The organism is Microvirga sp. GN3 (assembly GCF_055792825.1).
Window position 1 is genome coordinate 12770 of sequence record NZ_JBVVAK010000034.1, and the last position, 24917, is coordinate 37686.

At 63.3% G+C, this 24917-nt stretch carries 24 protein-coding genes; 15 read left to right on the forward strand and 9 right to left on the reverse strand.

Going from position 1 to position 24917, the window contains the following annotated elements:
* Positions 1-119: 119 nt before the first annotated feature.
* The 5 genes from ACS5Q1_RS17650 to ACS5Q1_RS17670 all read right to left on the reverse strand — a co-directional run bounded on the left by ACS5Q1_RS17650 (position 120) and on the right by ACS5Q1_RS17670 (position 6149).
* The gene (locus ACS5Q1_RS17650) at positions 120-1055 is read right to left on the reverse strand and encodes an HlyD family secretion protein (protein WP_473099408.1); all 936 of its coding nucleotides are present in this window, start codon (positions 1053-1055) and stop codon (positions 120-122) included.
* On the reverse strand, positions 1052-1291 hold the full coding sequence (locus tag ACS5Q1_RS17655; protein WP_473099409.1) for a DUF3302 domain-containing protein: 240 nt from the start codon (positions 1289-1291) through the stop codon (positions 1052-1054). Before ACS5Q1_RS17655 ends, ACS5Q1_RS17650 begins: the two co-directional genes overlap by 4 nt.
* 295 nt (positions 1292-1586) lie before the next feature.
* The gene (gene cobF / locus ACS5Q1_RS17660) at positions 1587-2360 is read right to left on the reverse strand and encodes a precorrin-6A synthase (deacetylating) (protein WP_473099410.1); all 774 of its coding nucleotides are present in this window, start codon (positions 2358-2360) and stop codon (positions 1587-1589) included.
* A 334-nt stretch (positions 2361-2694) separates the two neighbouring features.
* The gene (locus tag ACS5Q1_RS17665; protein ID WP_473099411.1) at positions 2695-5001 is read right to left on the reverse strand and encodes a bifunctional diguanylate cyclase/phosphodiesterase; all 2307 of its coding nucleotides are present in this window, start codon (positions 4999-5001) and stop codon (positions 2695-2697) included.
* A gap of 371 nt (positions 5002-5372) precedes the next feature.
* On the reverse strand, positions 5373-6149 hold the full coding sequence (locus tag ACS5Q1_RS17670; RefSeq protein ID WP_473099412.1) for a hypothetical protein: 777 nt from the start codon (positions 6147-6149) through the stop codon (positions 5373-5375).
* Between the two features lie 203 nt (positions 6150-6352).
* Here ACS5Q1_RS17670 and ACS5Q1_RS17675 point away from each other — a divergent pair, with 203 nt between their 5' ends.
* Together ACS5Q1_RS17675 and ACS5Q1_RS17680 are read left to right on the forward strand one after the other, a co-directional pair.
* Entirely contained in the window at positions 6353-7363 is a 1011-nt protein-coding gene (locus tag ACS5Q1_RS17675) for a zinc-binding alcohol dehydrogenase family protein (RefSeq protein WP_473099413.1), read from the forward strand.
* Between the two features lie 213 nt (positions 7364-7576).
* On the forward strand, positions 7577-8056 hold the full coding sequence (locus ACS5Q1_RS17680; protein WP_473099414.1) for a cupin domain-containing protein: 480 nt from the start codon (positions 7577-7579) through the stop codon (positions 8054-8056).
* A gap of 13 nt (positions 8057-8069) precedes the next feature.
* Here the strand turns inward: ACS5Q1_RS17680 and ACS5Q1_RS17685 are convergent, their stop codons facing one another.
* The 3 genes from ACS5Q1_RS17685 to ACS5Q1_RS17695 form a co-directional block, all read right to left on the reverse strand.
* Entirely contained in the window at positions 8070-8726 is a 657-nt protein-coding gene (locus ACS5Q1_RS17685; protein WP_473099415.1) for a class I SAM-dependent methyltransferase, read from the reverse strand.
* A 92-nt stretch (positions 8727-8818) separates the two neighbouring features.
* Entirely contained in the window at positions 8819-9280 is a 462-nt protein-coding gene (locus ACS5Q1_RS17690; RefSeq protein ID WP_473099416.1) for an Rrf2 family transcriptional regulator, read from the reverse strand.
* 52 nt (positions 9281-9332) lie between these two features.
* A complete protein-coding gene (locus ACS5Q1_RS17695) occupies positions 9333-10226 on the reverse strand; it encodes an NAD(P)/FAD-dependent oxidoreductase (protein WP_473099417.1) in 894 nt (297 codons plus the stop codon).
* A 345-nt stretch (positions 10227-10571) separates the two neighbouring features.
* Here ACS5Q1_RS17695 and ACS5Q1_RS17700 point away from each other — a divergent pair, with 345 nt between their 5' ends.
* Positions 10572-10757, forward strand: a complete 186-nt coding sequence (locus tag ACS5Q1_RS17700; protein ID WP_473099418.1) for a hypothetical protein — start codon at positions 10572-10574, stop codon at positions 10755-10757.
* Positions 10758-10938: 181 nt separating this feature from the next.
* A complete protein-coding gene (locus ACS5Q1_RS17705; RefSeq protein WP_246776796.1) occupies positions 10939-11091 on the forward strand; it encodes a DUF1127 domain-containing protein in 153 nt (50 codons plus the stop codon).
* A 38-nt stretch (positions 11092-11129) separates the two neighbouring features.
* Here ACS5Q1_RS17705 and ACS5Q1_RS17710 read toward each other — a convergent pair whose 3' ends face one another.
* Positions 11130-11750: a class I SAM-dependent methyltransferase gene (locus ACS5Q1_RS17710; RefSeq protein ID WP_473099419.1), complete on the reverse strand. Its 621-nt coding sequence runs from the start codon at positions 11748-11750 to the stop codon at positions 11130-11132.
* Between the two features lie 304 nt (positions 11751-12054).
* Here ACS5Q1_RS17710 and ACS5Q1_RS17715 point away from each other — a divergent pair, with 304 nt between their 5' ends.
* The 11 genes from ACS5Q1_RS17715 to ACS5Q1_RS17765 all read left to right on the forward strand — a co-directional run bounded on the left by ACS5Q1_RS17715 (position 12055) and on the right by ACS5Q1_RS17765 (position 24859).
* Positions 12055-13185, forward strand: coding sequence for a DUF2778 domain-containing protein (locus tag ACS5Q1_RS17715; protein ID WP_473099420.1), 1131 nt, complete (start codon positions 12055-12057; stop codon positions 13183-13185).
* A 197-nt stretch (positions 13186-13382) separates the two neighbouring features.
* Positions 13383-14513: an alginate lyase family protein gene (locus ACS5Q1_RS17720; protein WP_473099421.1), complete on the forward strand. Its 1131-nt coding sequence runs from the start codon at positions 13383-13385 to the stop codon at positions 14511-14513.
* Between the two features lie 991 nt (positions 14514-15504).
* Positions 15505-16704 (forward strand): alpha/beta hydrolase, encoded by a 1200-nt coding sequence (locus ACS5Q1_RS17725; RefSeq protein WP_473099422.1) that lies wholly within the window; start codon positions 15505-15507, stop codon positions 16702-16704.
* A 173-nt stretch (positions 16705-16877) separates the two neighbouring features.
* Positions 16878-17630 (forward strand): aquaporin Z, encoded by a 753-nt coding sequence (gene aqpZ / locus ACS5Q1_RS17730; RefSeq protein ID WP_473099423.1) that lies wholly within the window; start codon positions 16878-16880, stop codon positions 17628-17630.
* A gap of 37 nt (positions 17631-17667) precedes the next feature.
* Positions 17668-19083: a DUF1254 domain-containing protein gene (locus tag ACS5Q1_RS17735; RefSeq protein ID WP_473099424.1), complete on the forward strand. Its 1416-nt coding sequence runs from the start codon at positions 17668-17670 to the stop codon at positions 19081-19083.
* 14 nt (positions 19084-19097) lie between these two features.
* Positions 19098-20510, forward strand: a complete 1413-nt coding sequence (locus tag ACS5Q1_RS17740; RefSeq protein ID WP_473099425.1) for a DUF1254 domain-containing protein — start codon at positions 19098-19100, stop codon at positions 20508-20510.
* A 47-nt stretch (positions 20511-20557) separates the two neighbouring features.
* Positions 20558-21547 (forward strand): formylglycine-generating enzyme family protein, encoded by a 990-nt coding sequence (locus tag ACS5Q1_RS17745; RefSeq protein ID WP_473099426.1) that lies wholly within the window; start codon positions 20558-20560, stop codon positions 21545-21547.
* Positions 21544-22053 (forward strand): hypothetical protein, encoded by a 510-nt coding sequence (locus tag ACS5Q1_RS17750; RefSeq protein ID WP_473099427.1) that lies wholly within the window; start codon positions 21544-21546, stop codon positions 22051-22053. The genes ACS5Q1_RS17745 and ACS5Q1_RS17750 overlap by 4 nt, the downstream gene beginning before the upstream one ends.
* 61 nt (positions 22054-22114) lie before the next feature.
* Positions 22115-22975, forward strand: coding sequence for a hypothetical protein (locus ACS5Q1_RS17755; RefSeq protein ID WP_473099428.1), 861 nt, complete (start codon positions 22115-22117; stop codon positions 22973-22975).
* A gap of 23 nt (positions 22976-22998) precedes the next feature.
* A complete protein-coding gene (locus tag ACS5Q1_RS17760) occupies positions 22999-23277 on the forward strand; it encodes a hypothetical protein (protein ID WP_473099429.1) in 279 nt (92 codons plus the stop codon).
* 88 nt (positions 23278-23365) lie between these two features.
* Positions 23366-24859: an arylsulfatase gene (locus ACS5Q1_RS17765; protein ID WP_473099430.1), complete on the forward strand. Its 1494-nt coding sequence runs from the start codon at positions 23366-23368 to the stop codon at positions 24857-24859.
* The last annotated feature ends 58 nt before the right edge of the window (positions 24860-24917 follow it).

Genomic DNA, 24917 nt, shown 5'->3' on the forward strand with positions numbered 1-24917 from the left:
GCCACCGCGGAGTTCCGCCGCAACCCTGTCGGCCGCACCCTCGGCGATCGCCGGAGGCGGAAACCCAAGGGCCGTCAAGACCACTCTCGTCATTCCTGCCCTGTGACCGGCAGCCCCGTTCAGAACGGATTGACGTAGTTCAGGATCGCCGTCTGCCGCAGGACGACCTTGCGGATGACGTGTGCCGCCTTGACGTGGTCGGTGAAGATCGCTGCGGTGCCGGTGCTTCCGGCCGGCAGGCGTTTGGCCACCTCCTGGTCGTCGAGCCGGATGCGGGTGACGAACGGCGCCGACTGGATTTCCGACGGTGCCACGGCCAAACCGCCGACTTGCGTCTGCCCGGTCGCGATGGCCTGCAACACCGTCTCAACCCGTCCAGTGAAGACTTCGCCGGGCAAGGTCTTGAACGCGAGCTCGACCGGCTGGCCGACCTCGATGTAGCGGGCGTAGATCTGCGGGATCTCCACTCCGAAGATAGTCTCCGACGTGTCGATGAACGCCATGACGGGAGATTGCGCGGTGACGCGTGCGCCCTTGCGCAGCGCCAGATTGGTCACGTAGCCGTCGGCCGGCGCCCGCACGGTGGTCCTGTCGAGACTCCACCTGGCCCCTTCAAGTTGAGCCCGCAGCTGCTCGACCTCGGCCTCGCGCTGCTGCACGTCGAAGGCCCGGCCCGTGTCGCGGCTCTGGAGCTCTGAGAACTGGGACAGGCGCAGCTCGGCGAACTTGAGCTGAGCCGCGATGGTCTCGACCTGCGCCTTGTAGGTGGTCGGGTCGATCCGGAACAGGATATCGCCCTCCTTCACGGGCGTGTTGGCCGCGACCGGAACGTCGACGACCTCGCCAGCCACCGAGGGGATGATCTGCACCGAGTTGCGGACGACCGCCACTGGCCCCGAGGGCGCGCCCCAGCCCATCGGAATGAAGAGCCCGATCAGGAGGACCAGCAACACGAGGACAGGCGACAGCTTCCAGAACATGTTGAACGGGATGAACCGGAGCCAGACGAACAGGGCCAGAAGAGCGATATACGAATTGAGCAGAACGACGATCATTCCGCCGTCTCCCGCCGTTTAGGCACATCGACATAGGCCCAGATCAACACCAGCGGCCACAACACGAAGCCGCAGATCAGCGTTGTCCATCCCCCGACCGTCACCGCCTCAGGCCAGGGATGTCCGCGCTTTCTCGCGATGTGCCCCGGCATCATCCCGAGCGCCACGAAGATCGCGACGGCCGTCGCGATGAGGACGACCAGCACGATCCAGGCGAAGATGTCCAGACCCGACATTCAGTCCTCCATGTTCTCCGTATCCAGGCCGGAGCATTCGGTCCGAAGTACGGATTGACCGGTCCCGCGTTCGCCAGGTCCTATCGCCATGGAGGCTGCGACGACGAACTGCGTTCTGGTCACTCCCTTCGGAACGGGACACGGTCACAGGAAATTTAGCCGCAGTGCCGAACTTGGGTATCAGGTGAAACCCCGATAACTGCTCTAGGAAATCCCGGCGCCCAGGAACGGAAAGAGCCGCGATGGATCAGGACCGGAGCACACCATCGCGCGGATCGACCACCGACGAATGGGCTCACTGAGCATCATCTGATTTGGACCTCCGGAGGAGATAGGTATCCATCACCCATCCCTTTCGGGCGCGGGCCTCGGCGCGGACGCGCTCGATGTCATCCATCACGTCTCGCAGGTTACCGGAAATAAGGATTTCATCCTGAGTGCCGAGATAGGCGCCCCAGTAGATATCGACATCCTCGGACGCGACGTCGCGGAAGGAGCAGTTGCCGTCGAGCATGACGACAACGCTGTCGGCGTTGTTGGGAAAGCCCTCGGCGAGCCTGCGGCCAGTCGTGATCTGAATGGACTCACCAATCCTGTTGAGCGGGATCTTATGCTGGGCGGCAAGAGCCTGCACACTGGTGATCCCGGGGATCACTTCGTATTCCAGCTCGAAACCGCCCCTGGCCTGCACGGCCGCCAGGATGCGCAGAGTGCTGTCGTAGAGCGAGGGATCGCCCCAGACGAGGAAGCCGGCACACTCGCCCTCCCGGAGCTCCTCCCTCAGCAGGGTTCCGACCTTGTTCGCGATGGCCTCGTGCCATTGCTCGACCGTTGTCAGATAGGATTTGGAAGCATCGCCCCGGCGGGGCTGCTCGTATTCGACAACCCTGAACGTCCTATCCTTGATGAAGCGGTCGCAGATCTCCCGCCGCAGCTTGATCAGGTCCTCCTTCTCGCCGCCCTTGTCGGCGACGAAGAAGACATCGACCTGGTTGAGGGCATTGATGGCCTGGATGGTGATATAGTCGGGATTGCCTGCCCCGATGCCGATGACGAGGGCCTTTCGCATCCTGTATTCCCCGGTGGTTCGTCTCGCTCCTGTGAGCATGCGAGATCCGTGACTCTCGGGCATGATCGCGCCGGATCGGACCTTGCTGCCCGCCGACGCACCGCCGCTTCGATGTCGCTTGATGTCGGACCGATATACCGGGACGTTGCACCCGTGTCACGGTCTCCCAGATCGTAAGATCGAGAGCGGAATTCGGTCGGCCTTTCGGGGCCAAGCCGGAGCTGCCCCGCAACGGTGAGCGGCGAAGCGGCTGCCTGGGAACACTTGCCGTGTGGGAATACTTGCCGTCATGGCCGGGCGTGACGCAGTTCTTCACGCTGTTTGACGCGGTCCTTTAGGCGACGGCTCGTGCCGGGGCCTGTTCGTCCCGCTTCTTGGACTGAGGCTTTTGGGCGTCGGCAATGAAAGTCGCGATCACTTCGCGGGACATCGGCTTGGCGATGAGATAGCCTTGAGCCTGCGAGGCGCCAGCGAGGCGCAGAGCATTGAGCTGCTCTTCCGTCTCGACGCCTTCGGCCGTCGTGCTCATCTTCAGGTCTTTCGCAAGGCCAATCGTCGCCTTGATGATCGCGCGGCTATCCGGAGAATCCAGCATGTTCCGCACGAAGGACTGATCGATCTTGATTTTGTCGAAGGGGAAGCTGCTGAGATAACTCATCGAGGCATAGCCAGTGCCGAAATCGTCGAGCGCGATCGACACGCCGAGACCTTTAAGCTTTTTCAGCGTCGCCGTGGCTTCCTCCGTGAGCTTGACGGATTCCGTGATCTCGAGGACCAGGCGCTGGGGCGGCAGGCCGGAGATCTCCAGGGCTCTCTTGACGCTGGCGAGAACATCCCGGCTCCGGAACTGCACCGGGGAGAGATTGATCGCGACCTTCAACGGCTGGGCCGAAGTCGTGGGCCAGGTCATGGCCGTCGAGCAGGCTTCCTCGAGGATCCAGTCGCCCATCGGGCCGATGAGACCCGACTCCTCGGCGGTCGGGATGAACTGCAGCGGCGAGATCATCCCCTTCGTCGGGTGCTTCCATCGCGCCAGCGCTTCGCAGCCCCACATCTGGTTCGTCGCCAAATCGAGGATCGGCTGATAGAACAGGTCGAGTTCCTTGTTTTCCAACGCACTCTTCAAAGCTCCTTCGAGGGCACGACGTTCCGCCCTGGCATCCTTGATATCTGCGTCGTAGAGCCGGTAGCTGCTGCTGGAATCGGACTTTGCCGCGTAGAGAGCGACATCGGCCGCTTTCATGAGCTCCGTCGAGGTCTTACCGACGGAGGACGCGATCGCAACGCCGATGGACAGCCCGACATCGATCTCCGTGTTGCCGGCTGTGCACGGGGCCCTCATGGCGGTCTGTATGGACGTGACGAGATCTATGACCTGCTGCCGGTTTCTGATCGGCCGTTGGATGATGGCGAACTCGTCGCCGCCGATGCGGGCGATGAGATCGGTCTTCCTGAGACGTTCGCGCAGACGCCGTGCCACCGTTTGAACGATCTCGTCTCCCGCCCCATGACCAAAACTGTCATTGATGTCCTTGAACCGGTTGAGATCGAGAAGGAGCAAGGCGAAATCGGTGCCGGATCTTTGCGACGCGAGGAAAGTCCGCTTCAGGTCCTCGACGAATTGCAGCCTGTTGGGAAGCTTGGTCAGGACATCGTGGCGCGACAGGTAGCTCTCGCTGGCCGCTCTCAGAATACCGGTTCGAACATGCCTCAAACCGAGCAGAGTGGCAGCCTCGATCCCGATATCCATCAGATAGGCGAAGAATGCGACCATGCGGCTTTCGAGGCGCCGCCCGGCCATGAGTTCCGACACCGTTCTGCTGACGGAGATGCCGGCCGGATAATGGGCGAGAGGATGAAGAGCGACCACCCGCTCCTTCCTGTCGATCCAGCTGACGTCGCGAATAAGCGTCGGGATGTTCTTTGCGATCAGCCGCTGCAGGGGGGTGTTGGGCCTCCACACGCGACGCCCGAGCGCCCTCTCCGAGTGCGGACTATGCGCCAGGATGATGCCATCGCGCCGGTAGAGCGTGATCGCCTGCGAGTGCGTTCTGAGGTGGTCCTTGAAGATTCGCTCGAAATGGCCGAGATCGACCGTAGCGACGATGACGCCGAGGAATTTTCCGTCCGTGTCTTCGATCTTCCGGGCGAGGGAGAGCACCCATTTCTCGGCTGCCCGGATCCTCATCGGCTCGCCGAGATACAAGGTGAGCGACGGGTCCGTCGCGAGAGCCCGATAGTAGGACGTGTCTTTCAGGTAGATCGGATCGGACATCGGGCGCGGTGTCGACGAACCGACGATCCGCCCCTTGGCGTTAACGAGATCGATGCGGACGATCTGGGACAGCGAGTGACAGGCTCCTACCAGGATGGCCTTCGTTGCCTGGGATGCGGCGAACCCGTCGAATTCGTGCGCCTTGAGACAGGCCTGCGGAATTCGGCCGACCAAATCGCGCAGAACGTTCTCGATGGATTGGAAGACGCCATCCGTCCGCTCCTGAAGAGATAGGGCAAGGTTGGCCAGATCGCCCTCGGCCCGCGCGAGATCGTCGTTGTGCCCCCGCACGAAGAGGAAGGCTGCGCCGATGATCCCGGTCGCCGCCGCCAAGATGCTGAGGGAGATGATTACATAGTCTGGCACAACGGGCTTCGATTCGTTTTACGCGACGATCTTCGCCAGAATTCCCCGGGAGTTGTCGTTATTCCGTTAATTCCGGCAGGAATGCTGTCCGCCTGAGACTAAAAGGCGATGCCCTGCCTCGAGCCGGGCCGGCTGCCCTCGTACCGCCGATCAAACGAAAAAGCCCAGGCTCCGGGGCGAACGGGCGGGATGCCTTCGCATCTCCTGCCGCGCCTGCTACGGGCCTGGGCTGATCCGGGTCCAGACGGGCGCCTGCATCGTCAGGCAGGCGCAGGAACGGACCATGCCGGAGTACATCCGTCCTGGCACGGTCTCATCGGAGCAGGCGGTGACGCCCGCCGCTCTCGAAGTCCACAACAATGTCCGCTGGGTCAGCCTGATATGGGGATCGAAACGCGATCCGCAAGGGGCGCGATAAACTCTTCTTCTTGTGACATGTCGGGTCCGGAAATCCGCCGCCTGGCCCGGTCTGCCGCCTCCTCGGCGGTTTTCTCCAGATGAACCGTCTTGTTGATCACCTGAAGATTGGGGGCACCCCAGAAGGCGAGCAGTTCGGGCCAGGGTCGAGAGCGGTGCTCGGACCAAACGGCGAAAAGCGGAACGCGGTGGTCCACTTCCGCCGTCCTGAGCAGGCGACGACCGCTCGTTGCGCATCGCCGCTGCTGGCGCAGCTTCAGAATCCTGAGATGATCGGGCGGTGCCGTCCAGAGTTGCCAGGCCACGACGCAGGCGGCATGCCATGTAGCGTTCCTGTTCGGCTTGCCATCACTCCAGAGGTCGCAATGCCAGCCCAGCCGGTACACAGGCTGTCCGCAGACGCAGCAATGCCCCGGCCCACGCGTGAAAGCAGCCTCCCGGTAAGGGGATGGCGGCATACGGAAGGACATCGGCAGGCCGGTTTCCTTGTCGGAGCCCAGACGCCACTGCCACCCGGCCGGCTGCCCGCTTCTGGCTGCCAGCGCCCGCGCGAGCCGGTCAGCCAGGAGCGGGCGATGCCGCCAGTAGGATTCCACGGCGCGGCGCTGGGTCGGTGGGATCAGCGGCTGCCGGAGCGCATGGGATAGAACGCAGGCCGGAAAAAGCGCGGAGAGACGTTTCTCGAGCCGGGCGCGTGCCTTCTGGTTCTTCTCATCTCGCCAGGTTGACATCCGGATCAGCCGTCTCGTGTGAATCGTCGTCGGGTCCCCAGGGTGTCGGGCCCAAAAGTGGATTTCACTTTTGGGTTCGATTCGTTGCTCAATCCTAAAGGCCGCGCATCGTTGTTGCGGAAAACAGGGTCGGCTTTGCGCTTTCCTGTTCCCGCCCTAAGCTTGCAGCATACGAACCAAGATATCCGTGGGGAGAGACGCCGATGAAAGCCCTTCGATGCGATGAGCCCGGCCGGCTGAGCGTCATCCAGCGGGACGTCCCGAGCGCCGGTCCGGGCGAGGTGCTGGTGCGCATCCGGCGGGTCGGGATCTGCGGAACCGATTATCATATCTTCCACGGCAATCAGCCCTATCTCGAATATCCGCGGGTGATCGGCCACGAGCTTGCAGGCGAGATCGCCGACGCCCCCGGCGGCAGCTCGTTCAAGAACGGCGACATCGTCTGCATCGAACCCTACATCTCCTGCGGCACGTGCCGCGCCTGCCGGCAGGGCAAGACGAACTGCTGCCAGAACCTGCAGGTGTTGGGCGTTCACCGCGACGGCGGAGCCTGCGAGTACATCGCCGTGCCGGAGCGCAATGTCGTGCCCGCGACAGGCTTGAGCCTGGACGAGGCCGCCATGGTCGAGTTCCTGGCGATCGGCGCCCACGGCGTGCGGCGCTCAGGAGCCGGCTCGACGAGCCGTGTTGCCGTGGTGGGAGCCGGCCCGATCGGGATCGCGGCGGCGATCTTCGCGAAAGCCCGGGGCGCCGACGTTTCCGTCCTCGATATGAACGCCCGGCGGCTTGCCTTCTGTAGCGACGGAATCGGCGCCGATCATGTCTTCGAGGTGTCGTCCGATATCGATGATCGTCTCAAGGCCGCCACCGATGGCGATTTCTTCGATGTCGTCATCGATGCCACCGGAAGTCCGAAGGCGATGATGAAGGGCTTTTCCTATGTCGGCCACGGCGGCACCTACATTCTCCTGTCGATCGTGCGCGCCGACATCACGTTCAACGACCCGGAGTTCCACAAGCGCGAAACATCGCTGCTCGGCAGCCGCAATGCCACACGGCAGGATTTCGAGACCGTGCTCGATGCCATGCGCAGCGGCCGAGTGCCGACGGCAGCCCTGGCAAGCCACCGCGGAGGCCTTGACGATGCGCCGGGACTCATTCCGATGTGGTCGTCCCCCGAGGCCGGGGTCATCAAGGCCATGGTTGAGATCTAGAGCTGTTTCCATTAGCGCGGAAACAGCTCTCTTTTTGGTTTGCCGCATTTTTGACGGCGAACCGGAGCCATTTCGCCGAAAAATACTCAAGCAGTTCGCCTCCTCCATTTCCTTGACAACCCATCGCGACAGGCGGACCCTCGATCCTGCGGCAGACGATATTTCCTGACCGCCCTGTTTGCGTCCGCCACATCACCCTTTCGGGAGGTCGCGATGCAGTCATTCATGCTTCGAGCCACAACCTGCGCTTCGGCCCTTCTCTTCGTCCTGGCTCCGGCCATTGCGCAACAGCAGCACCAGCACGCCATGGTCAATCCGGGTGACATTACCTGGAAGGATGGGCCTCCGTCCCTTCCCAAAGGATCGCAGATGGCGGTCATCTATGGGGATCCGGCGAAGGACGGAATCTTCGTGATGCGGCTGAAATTCCCGGCCAACTATAAGATCCCGTCCCACACCCATTCGACCGATGAGGTGGTCACGGTCGTCAGCGGCAAAGTCAATTTCGGCATGGGCGCCACGTTCGATCCGGCGAAGACGACAGCCCTTACCGCCGGCGGCATCGTCGCCATGCCGCCGGGCACACAGCATTTCGTGCAGAACGACCAGGAGACTGTTGTGCAGCTGAGCTCGCGCGGCCCCTGGACGATCGCTTATGTGAATCCCGCGGACGATCCACGCAAGTCGCAATAGGCGGCGAAGCCGGCTACTTGAAGATCCGGCACTTCGGTGGATCGAACTCGAAGGGGAATTTGCCTTCGGCGGCAAAGTAGTCGTCGAAGGCCTTCTTCACGCCCGGCCAGTGCGGATAGTCGTCGCCGATGAGCACGCCGCCCAGCCGGATCATCGGCCACCATTCGCGCAGGTCGGACGTGACGGCGTGGACGTCATGACCGCCATCGATGTGGACCACGTCGGCCTGCACGTCGTGGTGCCGCAGAACGTGCGCCGCATTCACCGAGTCGAGCGGCAGGGGCAGCACGTAGTCCTGCAGCCCCTCCCCGACGATATTGGCTGCAAACGTATGATAAAGGGCGGGATAGCCGTTGATGAAGTTCAGGTGCGCAAACCATTCGTCGTTGTTCCAGTGATCCCAGGCGCCGAGCCAGGTATCGACGGCGATCACGACTCCATCGTGGTTCATCTCCTTCATCTTGGAGGCCAGCGAGATGGCGGAGCCGCCCTTCCAGACACCGACCTCGACCACCACTGACGGCCGCAGCGCCTCGATGGCTTCCGTCAGATAGGGATGGCTCGAACCCCAGCCCTGATGATCCTGCCGGTAGAGTCGGCCCGGATAGTTCTGGAACGGATCCTGCCCACGCCACATCCTGTTCACCAGCGCCTCGCGGACATTCGTCATTCTCGGCCTCACTCATGATCGGGCCTGAGAGCCCACATGCGTGAACAACCGGGTCCTGCCGATAAGGTTCATGAGGCGTGGGGGATCGGCCGTCAGGCGACGTGCTTTCCCTGACAGACCCCATGCTTCGCTTCGGCGGCGCGCAGGGTGAAATCTGCCGCGATCTCGGAAAGTCTCACCTCGCCGAAACGCGCGAGCAGCCGGCGCTCGGCCTCCTCCAGGGTCTCTCCGAGGGCGGCATTCACGGCTTGCTCCACGAGGCATTCAGGCGCGTCCGAGGCCATGCCGAGCGCGAAAAGCTCCGGCGCGCCGAGCGCCCTGTAGACATCGAGGAGCGTGATGTCAGAAAGCGGCCGCGCCAGCGTCCAGCCGCCGCCATGGCCCTTCACCGAGCTGACATAGCCCGCCTCGCGGAGGCCCGCCATCGTCCGCCGCACCACGGTCGGGTTGGTGCCGAGCATCTGGCCGATCCGCTCCGAGGTCATGGCGTCCCGATGCTGCTCCATGTGAAGCAGCACGTGGAGGATGCGGGAGAGGCTTCCATTCTGTCGCAATGCGCAGGCTTTCCTTCAATCCCCTTCAGCTATCACAGATCCCGGCCCATCGTCAGTCGTTGAAGATCAGGGACTGGTGCGCGGCCATGCCGGCCAGGGCGCCATCGCCGACGGCAAGCGAGACCGATCCCGCCATCCGCGCGGCGTCGCCGCAGGCAAAGACGCCGGGAACGGTCGTCACCTTGATCGAATCGGTGCGGATGACGGCGCCCGTCGGCCCCTCATCGAAGGCGCAGCCGAGCTGTCCGGCGATCGGGCTTGCGACGCTTGTCCGTGTGAGGGTGAACAGGCCATCGAGAGGAACGACGCGTCCATCGCGCATGACGATAGTGGCTCCCTCGCCTTCGAGACGATCGACGAGACCGTCGTCGGGCGTGACGCCGCGCCGTCTGAGTTGTTCGGCGTGCTCGGCATCGGGCGTGAAAGCGCCGTTGAGGAAGAAGGTCGTCTGTCCCCAATCGGGCAGCATCATCGCGTGGTGCAGGGACTTTGGCGACAGGGCGAGGACGCCGATGCGGCCTTGGTCGAGCTCGTAGCCATGGCAATACGGGCAGTGGAAGACGCTCTTGCCCCAGCGCTCTTCGAGGCCGGGGATCTCCGGCAGGTGATCCTTCACGCCCAGAGACAGGACGATCTTTTTGCCCACTCTCTCCTCTCCCGTGGCTCCGATGGTGATGCGAAAGCCCTCCTCCGTCGTCTCCGCCTGGGTCGCCTCGCCCGAGAGCCATTCGACATTGTCATAGGCCATGAGTTGCGACCGGCCCATCGCGGCGATCTCGGCGGCCGGCACGCCGTCCTGTGTCAGAAACCCGTGCGAGGCTCCCGCGAAACGGTTGCGGCGTTGCCCGGCGTCGATCACCAACACCCGCCGCCGCGCTCGGGCGAGCTGAAGTCCCGCCGCCAAACCGGCATAGCTGCCTCCGATGATGATCACGTCATGTGCCATGGCTTCACTCCTTCGTCCTTCATGTAACTTTATATGACACATGAAATGAGGAAACGAAAGAGTCATATCACTTTTAAAGTTTCATGATCCGGAGAAGCCTGATCGCGACACAGGGAACGGCTGGCTTGCCGGATCCCGCTTGGGGCTTGCGGAACCAATGCCTAATTCGGCAGCACTTTGCCCCTCAAACAGGCGCTCCTCGCATAGCAAGAAAGCATTTACCTCTGTGGCATGCTCTTATCGCATAGGTCATATTCCCTGACCCACCTTTTGCGGCGCACAAGAATACTCATATTGCTAGACGAAAGTATGAGGCCCTGTGGGGCCGGACCCAGGAAAATCCCGATGAGCACGTTGCAGATCAGCGCCCCCGTTACCGCCAACGCCCCAACCGAGGCCCAACGCTCGGGATCGGTGCGACGCGTCCTCCGTGCCATGCTCGAGGCCATTGCCCAGGCCAACCACCGGAGAGCCGAGCGCGAGATCGCCCGGATTTCCCATCGCTACGGCCTCAAGATCGATCGCATCTGAGATTCAGCCCGAACCGAAACACGCATTCAGGAGACCGCCATGATCATCGTCAGCGTCCTTCGTCTCGTCCGCCTCATCCTGTCCGACGCCCGTCAGATGCAGCGCGAGGCAGCGCGTCGTCACCCTCACCTCGATTGGTAATCCGGAACGCCGGAAGCCGCTTTTTACGGAGACATACCCCATGTTCACGTCCATGATCCTCGCCCGCCTCGCCTCCTGGCGCCGTTACCGCCAGACCTTCCGCGAGCTCGAAGCGCTCAACGATCGGGAGCTGGCCGATCTAGGCCTCGGCCGTCGCGACATCCGCACCGTCGCCCGCCAGGCTGCCCAGTAAGCTGTCCCTCTGAACCTCGCGGGGCTCGTGCGCGGTGCCTATGCAGCCTGTGCGATGCCCTGGCACTGGAAGCCGACCGGCCGCGGCGCCCCGTCGAGGTAGTAGGACTCGATGCGCTGGATCTTGAAGCCGGCCTCATCGAGCAGCCTCTCGACCGGGCGCGTCAGATTGCATCCCACGGCGAGCTTGCGCCAGATCGGATTGAGACGACGCTGCCACGTCGCCACGCCAGCATCGTTCGATAGGCCGTGCTCCAGAAACAGCACGCGACCTTTCGGCTTCAGCACGCGGCGCACCTCGCGCAGTGTCTGCACCGGATCCTCCACCGAGCATAGGGTGTAGGTGATCACCGCCGTATCGATGATGCCGTCTGCCAGCGGCAGCGACTCTGCCGGCGCCTGGATGATCTCCAACGGCACGGGTGAGCGATGCCGGCGCTCACGACCGAGTTCCAGAAACTCCGCATTGGGATCGACACCGATCACGTGGGTGACGCGGGCTGGATCGTAGAGCGGCAGGTTCAACCCCGACCCGATCCCGATCTCCAGCACCACGCCGGTGGCCTGCGGAACGACCTTCTCGCGCTCGGCCGTGATGCCGTCCATCGAACATAGGCAGCTGACGAAACGCGGACCGATGTGACGTGCATAGAACCCCATGCCAAGGTCCTCCCGTTTGAAAATTGGAAGAGACACCCCCTTTCCTATCCAAAACCTGCGGCAGCGCCGTGATCTGTGAGCCAGCGCACGCCCTCTCGCTGCCGTGAATCGATCAGTAAGGCGCCACATTCCTTCGACAGAAGCGCATCGGATTATCCCTAATTTAACCAAGCAATCGTTTAATCGCGTCTCGTGAAGGTATTGCTTCACGCATGAAGGCCTTGACCTCTCCGGCACTCCTTTCCAGCGCCACATCGGGCTTGAGGCATGTCATGCGCGGTCGAGTTGTTGCGTAGAGTTCGCCATGTTGCACAGGTCCTATCCGTCAGGCGGTCGCGCCCCCCGCAGAAAGCGGCGCAGTCTTTTTCCGACAGCGGCCCTGGTGGCGATTTCCATGAGCCCCCTCGCCTATTTCGCCGATCTCTCCCGCCCGGGCGATGCGCCGTCCACGGAACAGGTCGACAGCGTCGCCACCCCTGCGCCTGAGCGGCAGGCGGCGGTAGTCACCTATGGCGCGGCGCTGGTCAATCCCACGCCGACCATGAAGACCGAGGCTCTTCGCTTCGCACACAACGCTCCGCTCGAGGCGGCGTTCAAGTCGCCGCCCGTGCAGCAGCATGCGAGCATCGCGCCGGTTGTGCCGCCGATGCCCGAGACGCCTGTTCAGCCGGCGCCCGTTCAGGAGATAGCGGAAGCCGCTCCCTCCGTCCCTGCCATCGTGCCCCTGCCCGTGCCACGCCCGGCCGACCTTCTGCCTCCGAAGCCTGCTGTACCGACGCAAACGGCGAATGCACCGGCGCGTATCCCGATGACACAGAGGACAACGGTTGCCGCCAGCGCACCGACCGACAACCGCTCCTTCTTCGAAAAGCTCTTCGGCATCAAGCCCGCTTCCCCGCCCGATGCCGCACTCAGCTACGCGTCGCTCGGCAATGGCACCGGCAGCATCTCGCCGACATCGCGTTTCGTCCCCGCTCCCGAAACCGGGGGCGGTGGGACCGCCGTCTACGACATCTCCGCGCAGGTGGTGATCCTGCCGAACGGCGAGAGGCTGGAGGCGCATTCGGGCCTCGGCGAGATGATGGACAATCCGCGCTACGTGAACGTGCGGATGAAAGGCTCGACGCCGCCGGGTACCTACGTCCTCACCGAACGCGAAGCCCTCTTCCACGGCGTACGCGCCATCCGCCTCAATCCGGTCGGCGGCAGCGCCGCCATCTACGGCCGCGACGGAATCCTGGCCCACACCTATCTGCTCGGGCCCAGGGGAGACTCGAACGGCTGCGTGTCGTTCAAGAACTACGACCGGTTCCTTCAGGCCTTCCTGAGAGGCGAAGTGAAGCGCCTCGTCGTCACGGCCGGACGTGGACAGGATCTCGTTCCACCGATGGCCAACAGGAGCAGGACGGTCCGACGTTCCGCCCGCGCGATCTGAGCTCGAACAGCGAACCCCATCTCCACGTCGTCACCGGCTTCGTGCCGGTGATCCCGAGCGGCCGCCGGCGATGACACCAACCATCCTGATGGTCCGCATCTACCCCCATTGGATCGCTCTACCTCCAAAGGTTCGGTCGTCTGGCTTTGCGCACCTCCACGCCTAGTTCATGATCGGCTTCGCGAGAGGGGTACGGCATGGAAGTGGTGTCAGGGGTGAATATACATCGGCTTGTGTCGCATCATGCGCTTCGCCCCACTCTTGCCATCGCGGCCATTCTCAATGCACTCGTCATCACGACACCGTCATATGCGCAGAGCACCGGCTATCTCGTGCCCGCGCCCGCGAAGGACAATGTGCAAGCCAAACCGAAATACGAATGCGACGCGCCGGATGCGCCGGTGATCACCCTCGATACGCAGAGCAAGTACAGGCAGGACGATGCCCAGCGCGCAACCATCGACGAAGAGGCCGAGGAAACCTATTCCGAAGCCGTGGAGCCGCTGCGCGCCTATGGCAAGACTCTGGCGCGGATCGCCAACGCCTATGTGAAATCCAGTCCGAAGAACACGGCCGCGGCGGCCTGCGCCCTGACCTGGCTCGATCATTGGGCTTCGGCGAAAGCCATGACCGATCTGCGCTCGAAGCAGGCGCATTTCAATCTGGGTCAGGCGCTCGGCGGCTTCGCGCTGGCCTATCTGCAGGTCCGCAACGCTCCCGGCCTCGCGGACGATCAGAAGAAGCGCGTCGAAACCTGGCTCAAGACCCTGGGCCGGCAGATCGTCGAGGCGAAAGAGACAGGCAAGGGCGTCTCGGGCCGGAACAACCACCGCTACTGGGCGGGGCTGAGCGCCATTGCGGCGGGCATCGCCAGCGGCGACAGGCGGCTCACCGACTGGGGCATCGACAGCGCCCGGATCGGCCTCGCACAGGTCACACCGGAGGGCACGCTTCCGCTCGAGATCAACCGCGGCAAGCGCGCCCGTGACTATCACATCTTCGCCGCCGAGCCTTTGGTCGCCGCCGCGGAGCTCGCGCGCAGCCAAGGGGTCAATCTCTATGCCGAGCAAGGCGGCGCCCTGACCCGGCTGGTGAAGCGCGTGGTAGAGTCCCTGGACGATCCCGCCTTCTTCGAACAGGTCACAGGCACCAAGCAGGAACCCTATCCCGGCGACGGCACCGTGCCGCCTCATCGCATCGCCTGGCTCGAGATCTATGGGAGCCGACATCCCTCGCCGAAGATAGAGACAGTGCTGAGCAGCAAGCGCCCCGTCGCCTCCAGCGGCATCGGCGGCAACACGACGCTGTTGTTCCACGACGGGGATTGAGCGACGCGGATCATTTCGGGCTTTGTCTGTGAACCATTTTCTTCGGCAAGCGAGGTTATAGATACAGATGGCCCCAACTCGCGTGGCCGTCATGGTGCAGGTGTCATCCCGGTGGCCGCAAGCCGGGAAAGGCTCCACCCATACACTCGGCGCTATGGTTCTCTTCCCATCCGATGGCTTTGCCATCTCCGGCCGGGAATGACACGTTTGCAACCCGTCCGCCGTCATCCCCGGGCTCGTCCCGGGGATCCACGCCTTGGAAGCCGCAACGCGGCAAAGACGGGGATGGCCGGCACGAGGCCGGCCATGACGCGATGAGGCGAGTGCGATGTTCTCATTTTGTTCTTGACATCATTCCCAATCTTGGCTATATCATTGCCGTAGATCTGCTCCTGGCGAGGGGCGCGCTCGCGAGGCGTCGCAGTGTGGGAGCAGGCACGGTCCCGTGGCTGAGGTGACGCAGCCTCATCCGACGGGAGGCCCAGGATGTGGGCCGGTGGTCGGGATCGATCGCAGGCCGCCGTCGCGCAGACGGTCACCGCCTGCGGCGGTTGACTGAGCCGGCCTCGCCTGTCCGCCTCAACAAGCCGTGCGCGAAGAGGCAGTTCGGCTCTTCCCTTCACCATCAGACATCGAGCCGGGCTGCCTGTCGCGCCACCCTCGATCACCACTCAGGCTCGCAGCGCAAGCTGCGGGCCCCACGGTGCTGGCTCTTTGACAAGCCGACCATCACCAGCGTCATCCCGGGACGGAGCGAAAGAAATCGGGGGAACAGTCTCGCTCTCGCTGTTACGGCGACCGCAATTACCTGCAGGAGACTGAAATTTACTCCTCCGCGCTCGACAAGAACGACGACCTGATGAAGATTTGCCCTAATACGACACCGGGGAACGCGAACCGAATGCAATGGTCAGGACAAGAGGGCGGCGGTAATGCGTCGACGATGGGGCTCCCACAAGGAACCGGCTGGCGCTCTTGCGGCCGTTCCCTCATGGCCTTCGCACTCACCCTCGGCCTGATCGGATGCGCCAACATGAAGGGCGCGCTGGTTCCCGTATCCGATACTGTCCCCGGCGCGAGCAAGGTCGACATGCTGGTCGCCACCACCCGCATGCGGGTGACGGATCCGCAGGAATTCTATTCGGGCGGCCGCGGACCGGAACTGTCCTTTGCCGAATTCACGGTCTCGATCCCGCCGGCAGCGAGCCGCAAGCCAGGCGAGGTGCAGTGGCCGCAGAACATTCCCGGCAATCCCGCGACGGATTTCGTAACCCTCAAGGCCGATGTGATCGACCGCAAGCAGGCCGTCGCCTGGTTCAACCGCACCGTCCGGACGGTGCCCCAGCGGCGCGTGCTCGTCTTCATCCACGGCTTCAACAACCGCTTCGACGATGCGGTCTTCCGCTTCGCCCAGATCGTGCATGATGCCGGCACGCCTGTGGTGCCGGTGCTGTTCACCTGGCCCTCGCGCGGCAGTGTGCTGGCCTATGGCTACGACCGGGAGAGCAACACCTATTCCCGCAATGCCCTCGAGAGCACATTGAAGGCCCTGGCCAGTGACCCGGCGGTCGGCGAGATCTCGATCCTCGCACATTCCATGGGCAATTGGGTGACCCTGGAAGCGCTGCGCCAGATGGCGATCCGCGACGGGCGGGTCGCGCCCAAGATCCGCAACGTGCTCCTCGCCGCTCCCGACGTGGACGTCGACCTGTTCCGCGAGGCCGTTCTGGACATGGGCAAGTCCCGTCCGGGCTTCACCCTCTTCGTCTCCCAGGACGACAGGGCGCTGGCCGTCTCCCGCCGGCTATGGGGCGATGCGGTACGGCTCGGTGCGATCGATCCGGATCAAGAGCCCTATCGCAGCGAGTTGGACAAGTCCGGCATCACCGTCCTGAACCTTTCCAAGCTCAGGACGGGCGATCCCCTGAACCATTCCAAGTTCGCCGAAAGCCCGGAGGTCGTGCGCATCATTGGCCGGGAACTGGCCGAGGGTCAGACCTTGACGGATTCGCGCGTCGGCGTCGGCGACAGGATCATTCAGGTCACGGCCGGTGCCGCGGCGGCCGTCGGCACGGCGGCGGGTCTTGCCGTCTCCGCCCCGGTTGCGGTGATCGATCCGCGGACCCGCGAGAATTTCCAGGGGCATGTCGAGGGGCTCGGGCAGGCCGTGTCGGGAACGCTCACGCCGTAGCGCGTCTACACTCCTCCCGAAGAGAACCTGCGCTCGGTGTTTTCCTGAACGGACTTCAGGTGTTCTCCTAATTCCGCTTTTGCGCGGCCACCCTAAGCTCTCTTGCATGGGATCGGATTCCGCCCACGCAGGGTTCCGGGGACGTCAGCCCAAGCTGGCCAAAGGAGTGCTCCATGGATCTCCACAACAGCCACAACATTCACAAATGCGTCGCCGAGGGCATCGGCACCTTCTGGCTCACCTTCGGCGGATGCGGCAGCGCGGTGATTGCCGCAGGCTTTCCGCAAGTCGGGATCGGATTGCTCGGCGTCTCGCTCGCCTTCGGCCTGACCGTGCTCACCATGGCCTATGCCATCGGCCACATCTCAGGCTGCCATCTCAACCCGGCGGTGACCGTCGGCCTGGCGGCGGGCGGCCGCTTCCCGAAGCAGGACATCGCGCCCTACGTCGTCTCCCAGGTGATCGGCGCCATCATCGCGGCCTTCGTGCTCTACCTGATCGCCTCCGGCGCTCCCGGATTCGATCTGTCCAAGGGCTTTGCCGCCAACGGCTACGGCGCGCATTCGCCCGGCCAGTACAGCCTGATCTCCGGCTTCGTGGCCGAGGTTGTGCTGACCATGATGTTCCTGTTCATCATCATGGGCGCCACCCACGGCAAGGCGCCGGTGGGCTTCGCGCCCATCGCCATCGGCCTGGGGCTGACGCTGATCCACCTCGTCGGCATTCCGATCACCAACACCTCGGTGAACCCGGCCCGCAGCACCGGCCCTGCCCTGTTCGTCGGCGGCTGGGCGCTGGCGCAGCTCTGGCTGTTCTGGGTCGCACCGCTGATCGGCGGTGCGCTCGGCGGCATTCTCTATCGCTGGCTCAGCGAGGAACCCTCCGCGCAGGTGACAGGCGTCACGCCGCCGGCTCCGGCCGAGTGAGCATGATCCATCGAACTCGGTGAAGAGGAGGAACGCGATGCTCAGAGCCGTTCTTGGAACACTCGCCGTAATAGGAGCTGTCATGTCGGCCCATGCGCAAAACCTCTCCGCCGATGAACTTGCCCGACGCACCATCGAGCGTCGGGCCGTCGAAGCCGTGATCTGGGGCATGCCCGCGGTCAATTACGACCTCATGCGCCAGGAAATGCTGACAAAGACTGCTGGCAAGATGAACCAGGTGATCTACTGGGGGCGCCCCCTCGACTGGAGGAACCAGACCCTCACGCCCAATCCGGACACGCTCTATTTTATGGCTTTCTTCAACACGACGGACGTGGGGCCGATCGTGATCGACATCCCTGCGGCGGGTGCAGACGGATCGATGAACGCCAATATCGTCAACATCTGGCAGCAACCGCTCGAGGATGCGGGACTTCTGGGGGGCGACAAGGGACAGGGCATCAAGTTTGTGATGCTGCCGCCGGGGTATTCGGACAAGATCCCCGACGGTTATGTCGCGCTGCAGCCGAACACACATGGCAGCTATGCGCTTTTCCGGTCGAACCTCGCCAGCCACAGCGATACCGACGTCGCCAAATCCGTGGCTTACGGCAAGCGGATCAAGGTCTATCCGCTCTCCCAGGCCGCCGATCCGCCGGCCACGACATTCACCGACGTCAAGGACATGCTTTTCGACTCGACTATTCGCTACGACGAGAGCTTCTTCGAAGGGCTGGACAGGATCGTGCAAAGCGAGCCGTGGCTCGATCGGGATCGTGCCATGATCGATCAGTTGCGCTCGATTAGCATCGAGAAAGGCAAACCCTTCGCCCCCGATGCCAAGACGAAGCAGGCCCTTGCAGCCGGCATCCGCGAGGCACAGGCATTGCTCGAGGCGAGATATGATGCCGGCTTGCCGCCATTTTTCGAAGGCACGCACTGGACCGTTCCAGCCCTCCCGGATCTCATCGAGGCGGCTGCAGCCAATTTCGCGGATCCCGACCACTACCCGGTCGACGCGCGCGGCCTCACTTACACCTACGGCTACATCGGCATCAAGCGGTTGGGCGCAGGACAGTTCTACCTGATCAACATCAAGGACAAAAGCGGCGAGAGCTATGACGGCGGAAAGACCTACCGCCTGACCGTTCCGCCCAATGCGCCTGTCGAGCAGTACTGGTCGGTGACGGCCTACGACCGGCAAACCCATGCGCTCATCAAGCACGTCGATCGCGCCAGCCGCGCCTCGAACGCCGCCGAGGTGCAGAAGAACGCCGACGGTTCGGTCGACATCTACTTCGGCCCGAAGGCACCGGCCGGCAAGGAATCCAACTGGGTCCCGACCGACCCGAACCGCGGCTTCGAGCTGATGTTCCGGCTCTATGCGCCGACGAAGGCACTCTTCGACAAAGCATGGAAATTGCAGGACGTGGAGATGGTTTCCGCTCAGTGACCAGAGGAAAGATCATGGTGCAATCGGCTGCGAGAAAGATCGATACCGCGCACGAAAGCCACTATAGCTTCGAGCGTGGATTTCCGGTGGGGAACACCGTCCAGCAGGCCTATGACGATGCCGATCTCAATCGCGCGATCCAGACCTATCGGTTCTTTTACCCGACCGTCTCCGGTGCTGCGATCGTCAAGGGCAATCGCGAAATCGGCGTCGTGCCGAACAAGGTCTTCGGCATCCTGGACTGCGCGCCCGACCAGCTCGTTTTCACCGCCAATTCAGACACGCCCTACGGCCCGCTGCTGCTGGATCTGAGCGTCGGACCGCTGGTTGTCGAGCTTCCTCCAGGACCGCTTATTGTCTGCTCGATGGACATCAACCAGCGTTGGGTTGCCGATATGGGCCTGCCAGGCCCCGATGCGGGCAAAGGCGGCAAACATCTGCTCCTGCTGCCCGACTACGACGGCGATGTACCTTCCGGCTACCACGTTCACCGCGCCAGCAGTAACCAGCAGATCGTCGGGGCTCGCTCGCTGCCGGTCGGCGGCGACGTGAAGGCGGCAAAGGAGCGTCTCGCGACCATTAAGGTCTATCCGCTGAAACCCAGTGCCGACTGGACGGAGCCGCAATGGCTCGACGTCACCGGGAAGACGCAGGACACCACGCCGCTTCAGTGGGAGGATAACTTCTCCTTCTGGGAGGTTCTGCACAAGACCGTCGATGCCGAACCCGCCTTCGTTGGCTACCACAACTATTACGGTGAGCTGGCCGCGCTGGGGATCGAGAAGGGCAAGCCGTTCAAGCCCGATGCGCGCATGAAATCCATTCTGGGGGAAGCCGCGAGGGTCGGCAATGCGCAGATGCGCGTGCAAGCCTTCGGTGATCGCCGCTCCGATCGCATGGTCTGGAAAGACCGTCAGTGGCAATGGGCAGCTTTGCGCTACGAGGATGGTGACTTTAACACCAAAACCCATCTCGACAGCGAAGCGCGGGAGAAATGGTTCTATCAGGCCATCGGCGCATCGCCCGCCATGTTCCGTCGCGACGCAAGCGCAGGCTCGCTCTACTGGCTGGGCCTGCGCGACAAGCGAGGTGACTATCTCGACGGCGGCAAAAGCTACAAGCTCTCCGTCCCCCTGCCCGTTCCGGGAAAGCTTTTCTGGTCGGTGACGGTCTACGATTCCGACACGCGCTCGCAGATCCAGACCAAACAGAAAAAGGCGGCGCTCCGCTCCCTGTTCGAACTCAAGGACCTGCAGGGCTCGTCCGTCGATCTGCATTTCGGCCCAACAGCGCCTGCAGGCGCGGATGGCCGCTGGATCGAGACGATCCCCGGCAAGGGCTGGTTCGTCTACTTCCGGATCTACGGACCGGAGAAAGCCGCCTTCGATGGAAGTTGGAAGCCAGGGGATTTCGAGGAGATTCGCTAACGCGCCGGCACCATCCTGAACCATGTGGCATTGGGGAACATGAGATCATGACCTTCGCCGAACTCGACACGACCATCGCCGCGCCCATCCAACGGGATGCCCCCGATCCGAACATGGTGTGGCTTTCCGGCGGTACGTTCCGGATGGGCTCGGACAAGCACTATCCCGAAGAGGCGCCGGTGCACCGGGTCACCGTCGACAGATTCTGGATCGACCGGACGCCGGTCACCAACCGCGACTTCCGGCGCTTCGTCGAGGCGACCGGCCATGTCACGGTCGCCGAGCGAAAGCCTGACCCCAAGGATTATCCCGGCGCGTTGCCGGAGATGCTGAAGGCGGGCTCCCTCGTCTTCACGCCGCCGGATTATCCGGTCGATCTGCGGGACTGGAGCCAATGGTGGGCCTTCACCTTCGGGGCGACCTGGCGCCGGCCCTATGGCCGCGGATCGTCGATCAAGGGCCTCGACGATCACCCGGTCGTGCACGTCGCCTATGCCGATGCACTGGCGTATGCGCATTGGGCCGGCAAGGATCTGCCGACCGAGGCCGAATGGGAATACGCCGCCCGCGGCGGGCTCGACGGGGCGGAATTCGCCTGGGGCGACGAGTTCACGCCGGACGGCCGGCCCATGGCCAACACCTGGCAGGGAGCGTTCCCGTTCCAGAACAAACGCGAGGACGGCTACGAGCGCACCTCGCCGGTGACCGCCTTTCCGCCGAACGGCTACGGCCTTCACGACATGATCGGCAATGTCTGGGAATGGACCTCGGACTTCTACACGCCGAAGCATCCCGCCGACGCTCCCAAGGCCTGCTGCATTCCCGAAAACCCGCGCGGCGGGCGGGAGACCGACAGCTACGATCAGTGCCAGCCGCAGATCCGCATCCCACGCAAGGTGCTGAAAGGCGGCTCGCACCTGTGCGCCCCGGACTATTGCCGTCGCTATCGGCCGGCCGCCCGTCACGCGCAACCCGTCGACACATCGACAAGCCATATCGGCTTCCGATGCGTAGTGCGACGAGGACGAGACGCATGAGTGCACAAACGGATTCAAGAAGTGCACGGATCATCGCCTGGGTCGGGATCGTCCTTGTAGCGATCCTGAGCGTGCTCGGCGCCATCTGGTACGGCTTCTCGACCGATGTGCAGCAACGCATCTGGCACGACATCGTCGAGCGGCCGAGCGGCCCCATGGCGTTCCGGTTCCTGCTTCAGCCGACGATGGCTTTCATCGCCGCGCTGCATGACGGCGTCAACGATGCACGGCTCGGGCGTTCGCCCTATTTCTGGACGATCCTGAGCGATCCCACGCAGCGCACCGACCGGCTGCGTGAGGGCTTCCTGTCGACCAGTCGCATCATCGTGCTCGGTCTCGGGATGGATGCGATCTACCAGTACAAGGTCCTGAACGAATTCTATCCGGGCGAGATGGTTCTTGTGGCCCTGCTGCTCGCCTTCATCCCCTATCTCCTCCTGCGGGGACCGATCGCGCGGATCGCCCGCCGGTGGCTCGCGGGCAAATCCACCGATCCGGTATCGTGAGGAACGCATCATGTCGGCCGCTGCGATCCCATATTCGCCCACCAGTGCAGGAGACACCGCGATGAGCCGCGGCAATGCCGAAGCGCTCTTCGAGCACGCGCCGCCGCTCGGCCTTCAACGGCGGCTGGGCCCTCTCGGGTCGAACGATCTCTCCTTTCGCCGCCGCGCGCTGATAGTCATCCTGGCCGCCTGGATGCCCCTTCTTGTCCTTGCGGTTCTGCAAAGCGCGTGGGCCCGTATGGATCTCATCACTCCAGTCCTTCGAGAGGTCGGGTTACACACGCGCTATCTCATCGCCGCGCCGCTGTTGGTTCTCGCCGAGGCGACCTGCGTACCACAGTTGAATGCCATCGTCCGCCACATCAGCGATGGCGGGTTCGTCGACGAACGCGACCGCGGTCGTCTGGACGAGGCGATTGCCTCGACGCGCAGGCTGTTGCGATCCAGGGCGGCCGAAATCTGCGTGTTCGTGCTGGCGTACCTGGTCGTACTGGCGACGATTCTTTCGCGTCCGCTCGATCAGTTGCCGGTTTGGGCGCAACCCGTGAGCGGAATGCCGCGGTATTCTCTGGCGGGCTGGTGGCACATGCTGGTGAGCCTGCCGCTGCTGCTGGCGCTAATCCTCGGCTGGCTCTGGCGGCTCGCATTGTGGGCACGGCTGCTGTGGCATGTCTCGCGGCTGAAGCTCCGGCTTGTCGCATCCCATCCCGACCGCCGCGCGGGCCTGAGCTTCCTCGGTCTTTCGGTCCGCGCGCTTGCGGCGGTTGGGTTGGCGCTGGCGATCATCCCCGCGGGCCGGTCGGCGAATGCGGTGCTCGCCGGTGGCGCGTTGCCGACCCTTACATCGTCTTCAATGTCGCCCTGTTGCTGGCGATCGCTGCGCTGTTCGTTGCGCCGCTCCTGGTCTTCACCCCGACGTTGATGCGGACTTGGCGGCAGGGAGCGTTGGCCCACGACGCACTTGCGGAACGGATTGGGCACGCCTTCGAGCGCCGATGGCTCACCCGGAAGGCGGAAGAGGATGCACGCGACTCGTCCGACTTCTCCGCCGTTGCCGACCTCTATGCGGTCGTGGAGAACGTGCACGCGATCCGGCTGGTGCCTGTCGGCCTCAAGGACCTGCTCGCGCTCGCAGTCGCGCTGCTGCTGCCGTTCGTGCCGGTGCTGCTGCTGGCGGTACCGCGCGACGTGATCTGGGCCCATATCAGCAGCCTGCTGTTCTGAGAAACGGCGTAGACGCAAGCGACGACGACTGGACGAGACAGGAGAGAATGTCAGCCGAGAGTATCTAAGCGCTAAAGGGAGGAGCGAGATGGCGAAAAAGTCAGGCAAGCCGAATATCCTGGTCATCTGGGGTGACGACATTGGTGTTCACAACATCAGTGCCTACAATCACGGCATCATGGGCTACCGGACGCCTAACATCGATCGCCTCGCGACCGAAGGTGCCCTGTTCACCGACGCCTATGCGCAGCAAAGCTGTACCGCCGGGCGAGCGTCCTTCATCCTGGGACAGCACCCGTTCCGAACCGGTCTCCTGACCATCGGCATGCCGGGCTCCGAACACGGGATCCCTGACTGGACTCCGACCATCGCGGATCTGCTCAAAGAGCAAGGCTATGCGACCGGGCAGTTCGGCAAGAACCATCTGGGCGACCGCGACAAGCACCTGCCGACGGTGCATGGTTTCGACGAGTTCTTCGGCAACCTCTATCACCTCAATGCCGAGGAGGAGCCGGAGAACCCCGACTACCCGAAAGACCCGAAGTTCAAGGAGAAATTTGGTCCCCGTGGTGTCTTGCATTGCTGGGCCAAGCCGGACGGCACACAGAAGATCGAGAATACTGGCCCGCTGACACGCAAGCGCATGGAAACGGTGGACGAGGAATTCCTCGATGGAGCCCTCAAGTTCATCGACAAGGCCAACGCGGACGACAAGCCCTTCTTCGTCTGGTGGAATTCGACCCGGATGCATGTGTTCACGCATCTGAAGAAGGAGTCGGAAGGCAAGACAGGGCTTGGCCTCTATCCTGACGGCATGGTGGAGCATGATGGGCATGTGGGCCGGCTACTCGACAAGCTCGACGAACTCGGCATCGCCGACGACACCTTCGTCATGTACTCGACCGATAACGGACCGCACCGGAACACCTGGCCGGACGGTGGCATGACCCCGTTCTGCAGCGAGAAGAACACAAACTGGGAGGGCGCTTTCCGCGTACCAATGCTGGTGCGCTGGCCGAGCAGAATCGAGGCAGGATCCATCTCCAACGGGATCGTGCAGCACCACGACTGGCTGCCGACCTTCCTGGCCATGGCCGGAGCCCCGGACGTCGTGGAGAAGCTGAAGGGCGGTTATCAGGCCATTGGACGAACCTACAAGAACCACATCGACGGCTTCAACCTGCTGCCCTACCTGACCGGCGAGTCCAAGGAGAGCCCGCGCAACTTCTATTTCTACTTCAGCGACGACGGCGACGTGCTCGCCATGCGCTTCGACAACTGGAAGATCGTGTTCATGGAGCAGCGCGTGAAGGGCACCATGCAGGTCTGGGCGGAGCCGTTCACGCGGCTGCGCCTGCCCAAGATCTACAACCTCCGCACCGATCCCTACGAGTTCGCCGACATCACGTCGAACACCTATTACGACTGGTTCCTCCACAACGCCTACTTTGTCTACGTGGCCCAGGCCGCGGCAGCGAAGTTCGCGGAGACCTTCAAGGAGTTCCCGGCGGTCCAGAAGCCGAACAGCTTCACCATCGACGATGCCATGGCGAAGATGTCGGAGGCCGCCAGCGGCGACTGAACACCATCGGCCGGGCGGCAACCCTGCCGCCCGATCTGCAATGAAAAACGAGGTCTGA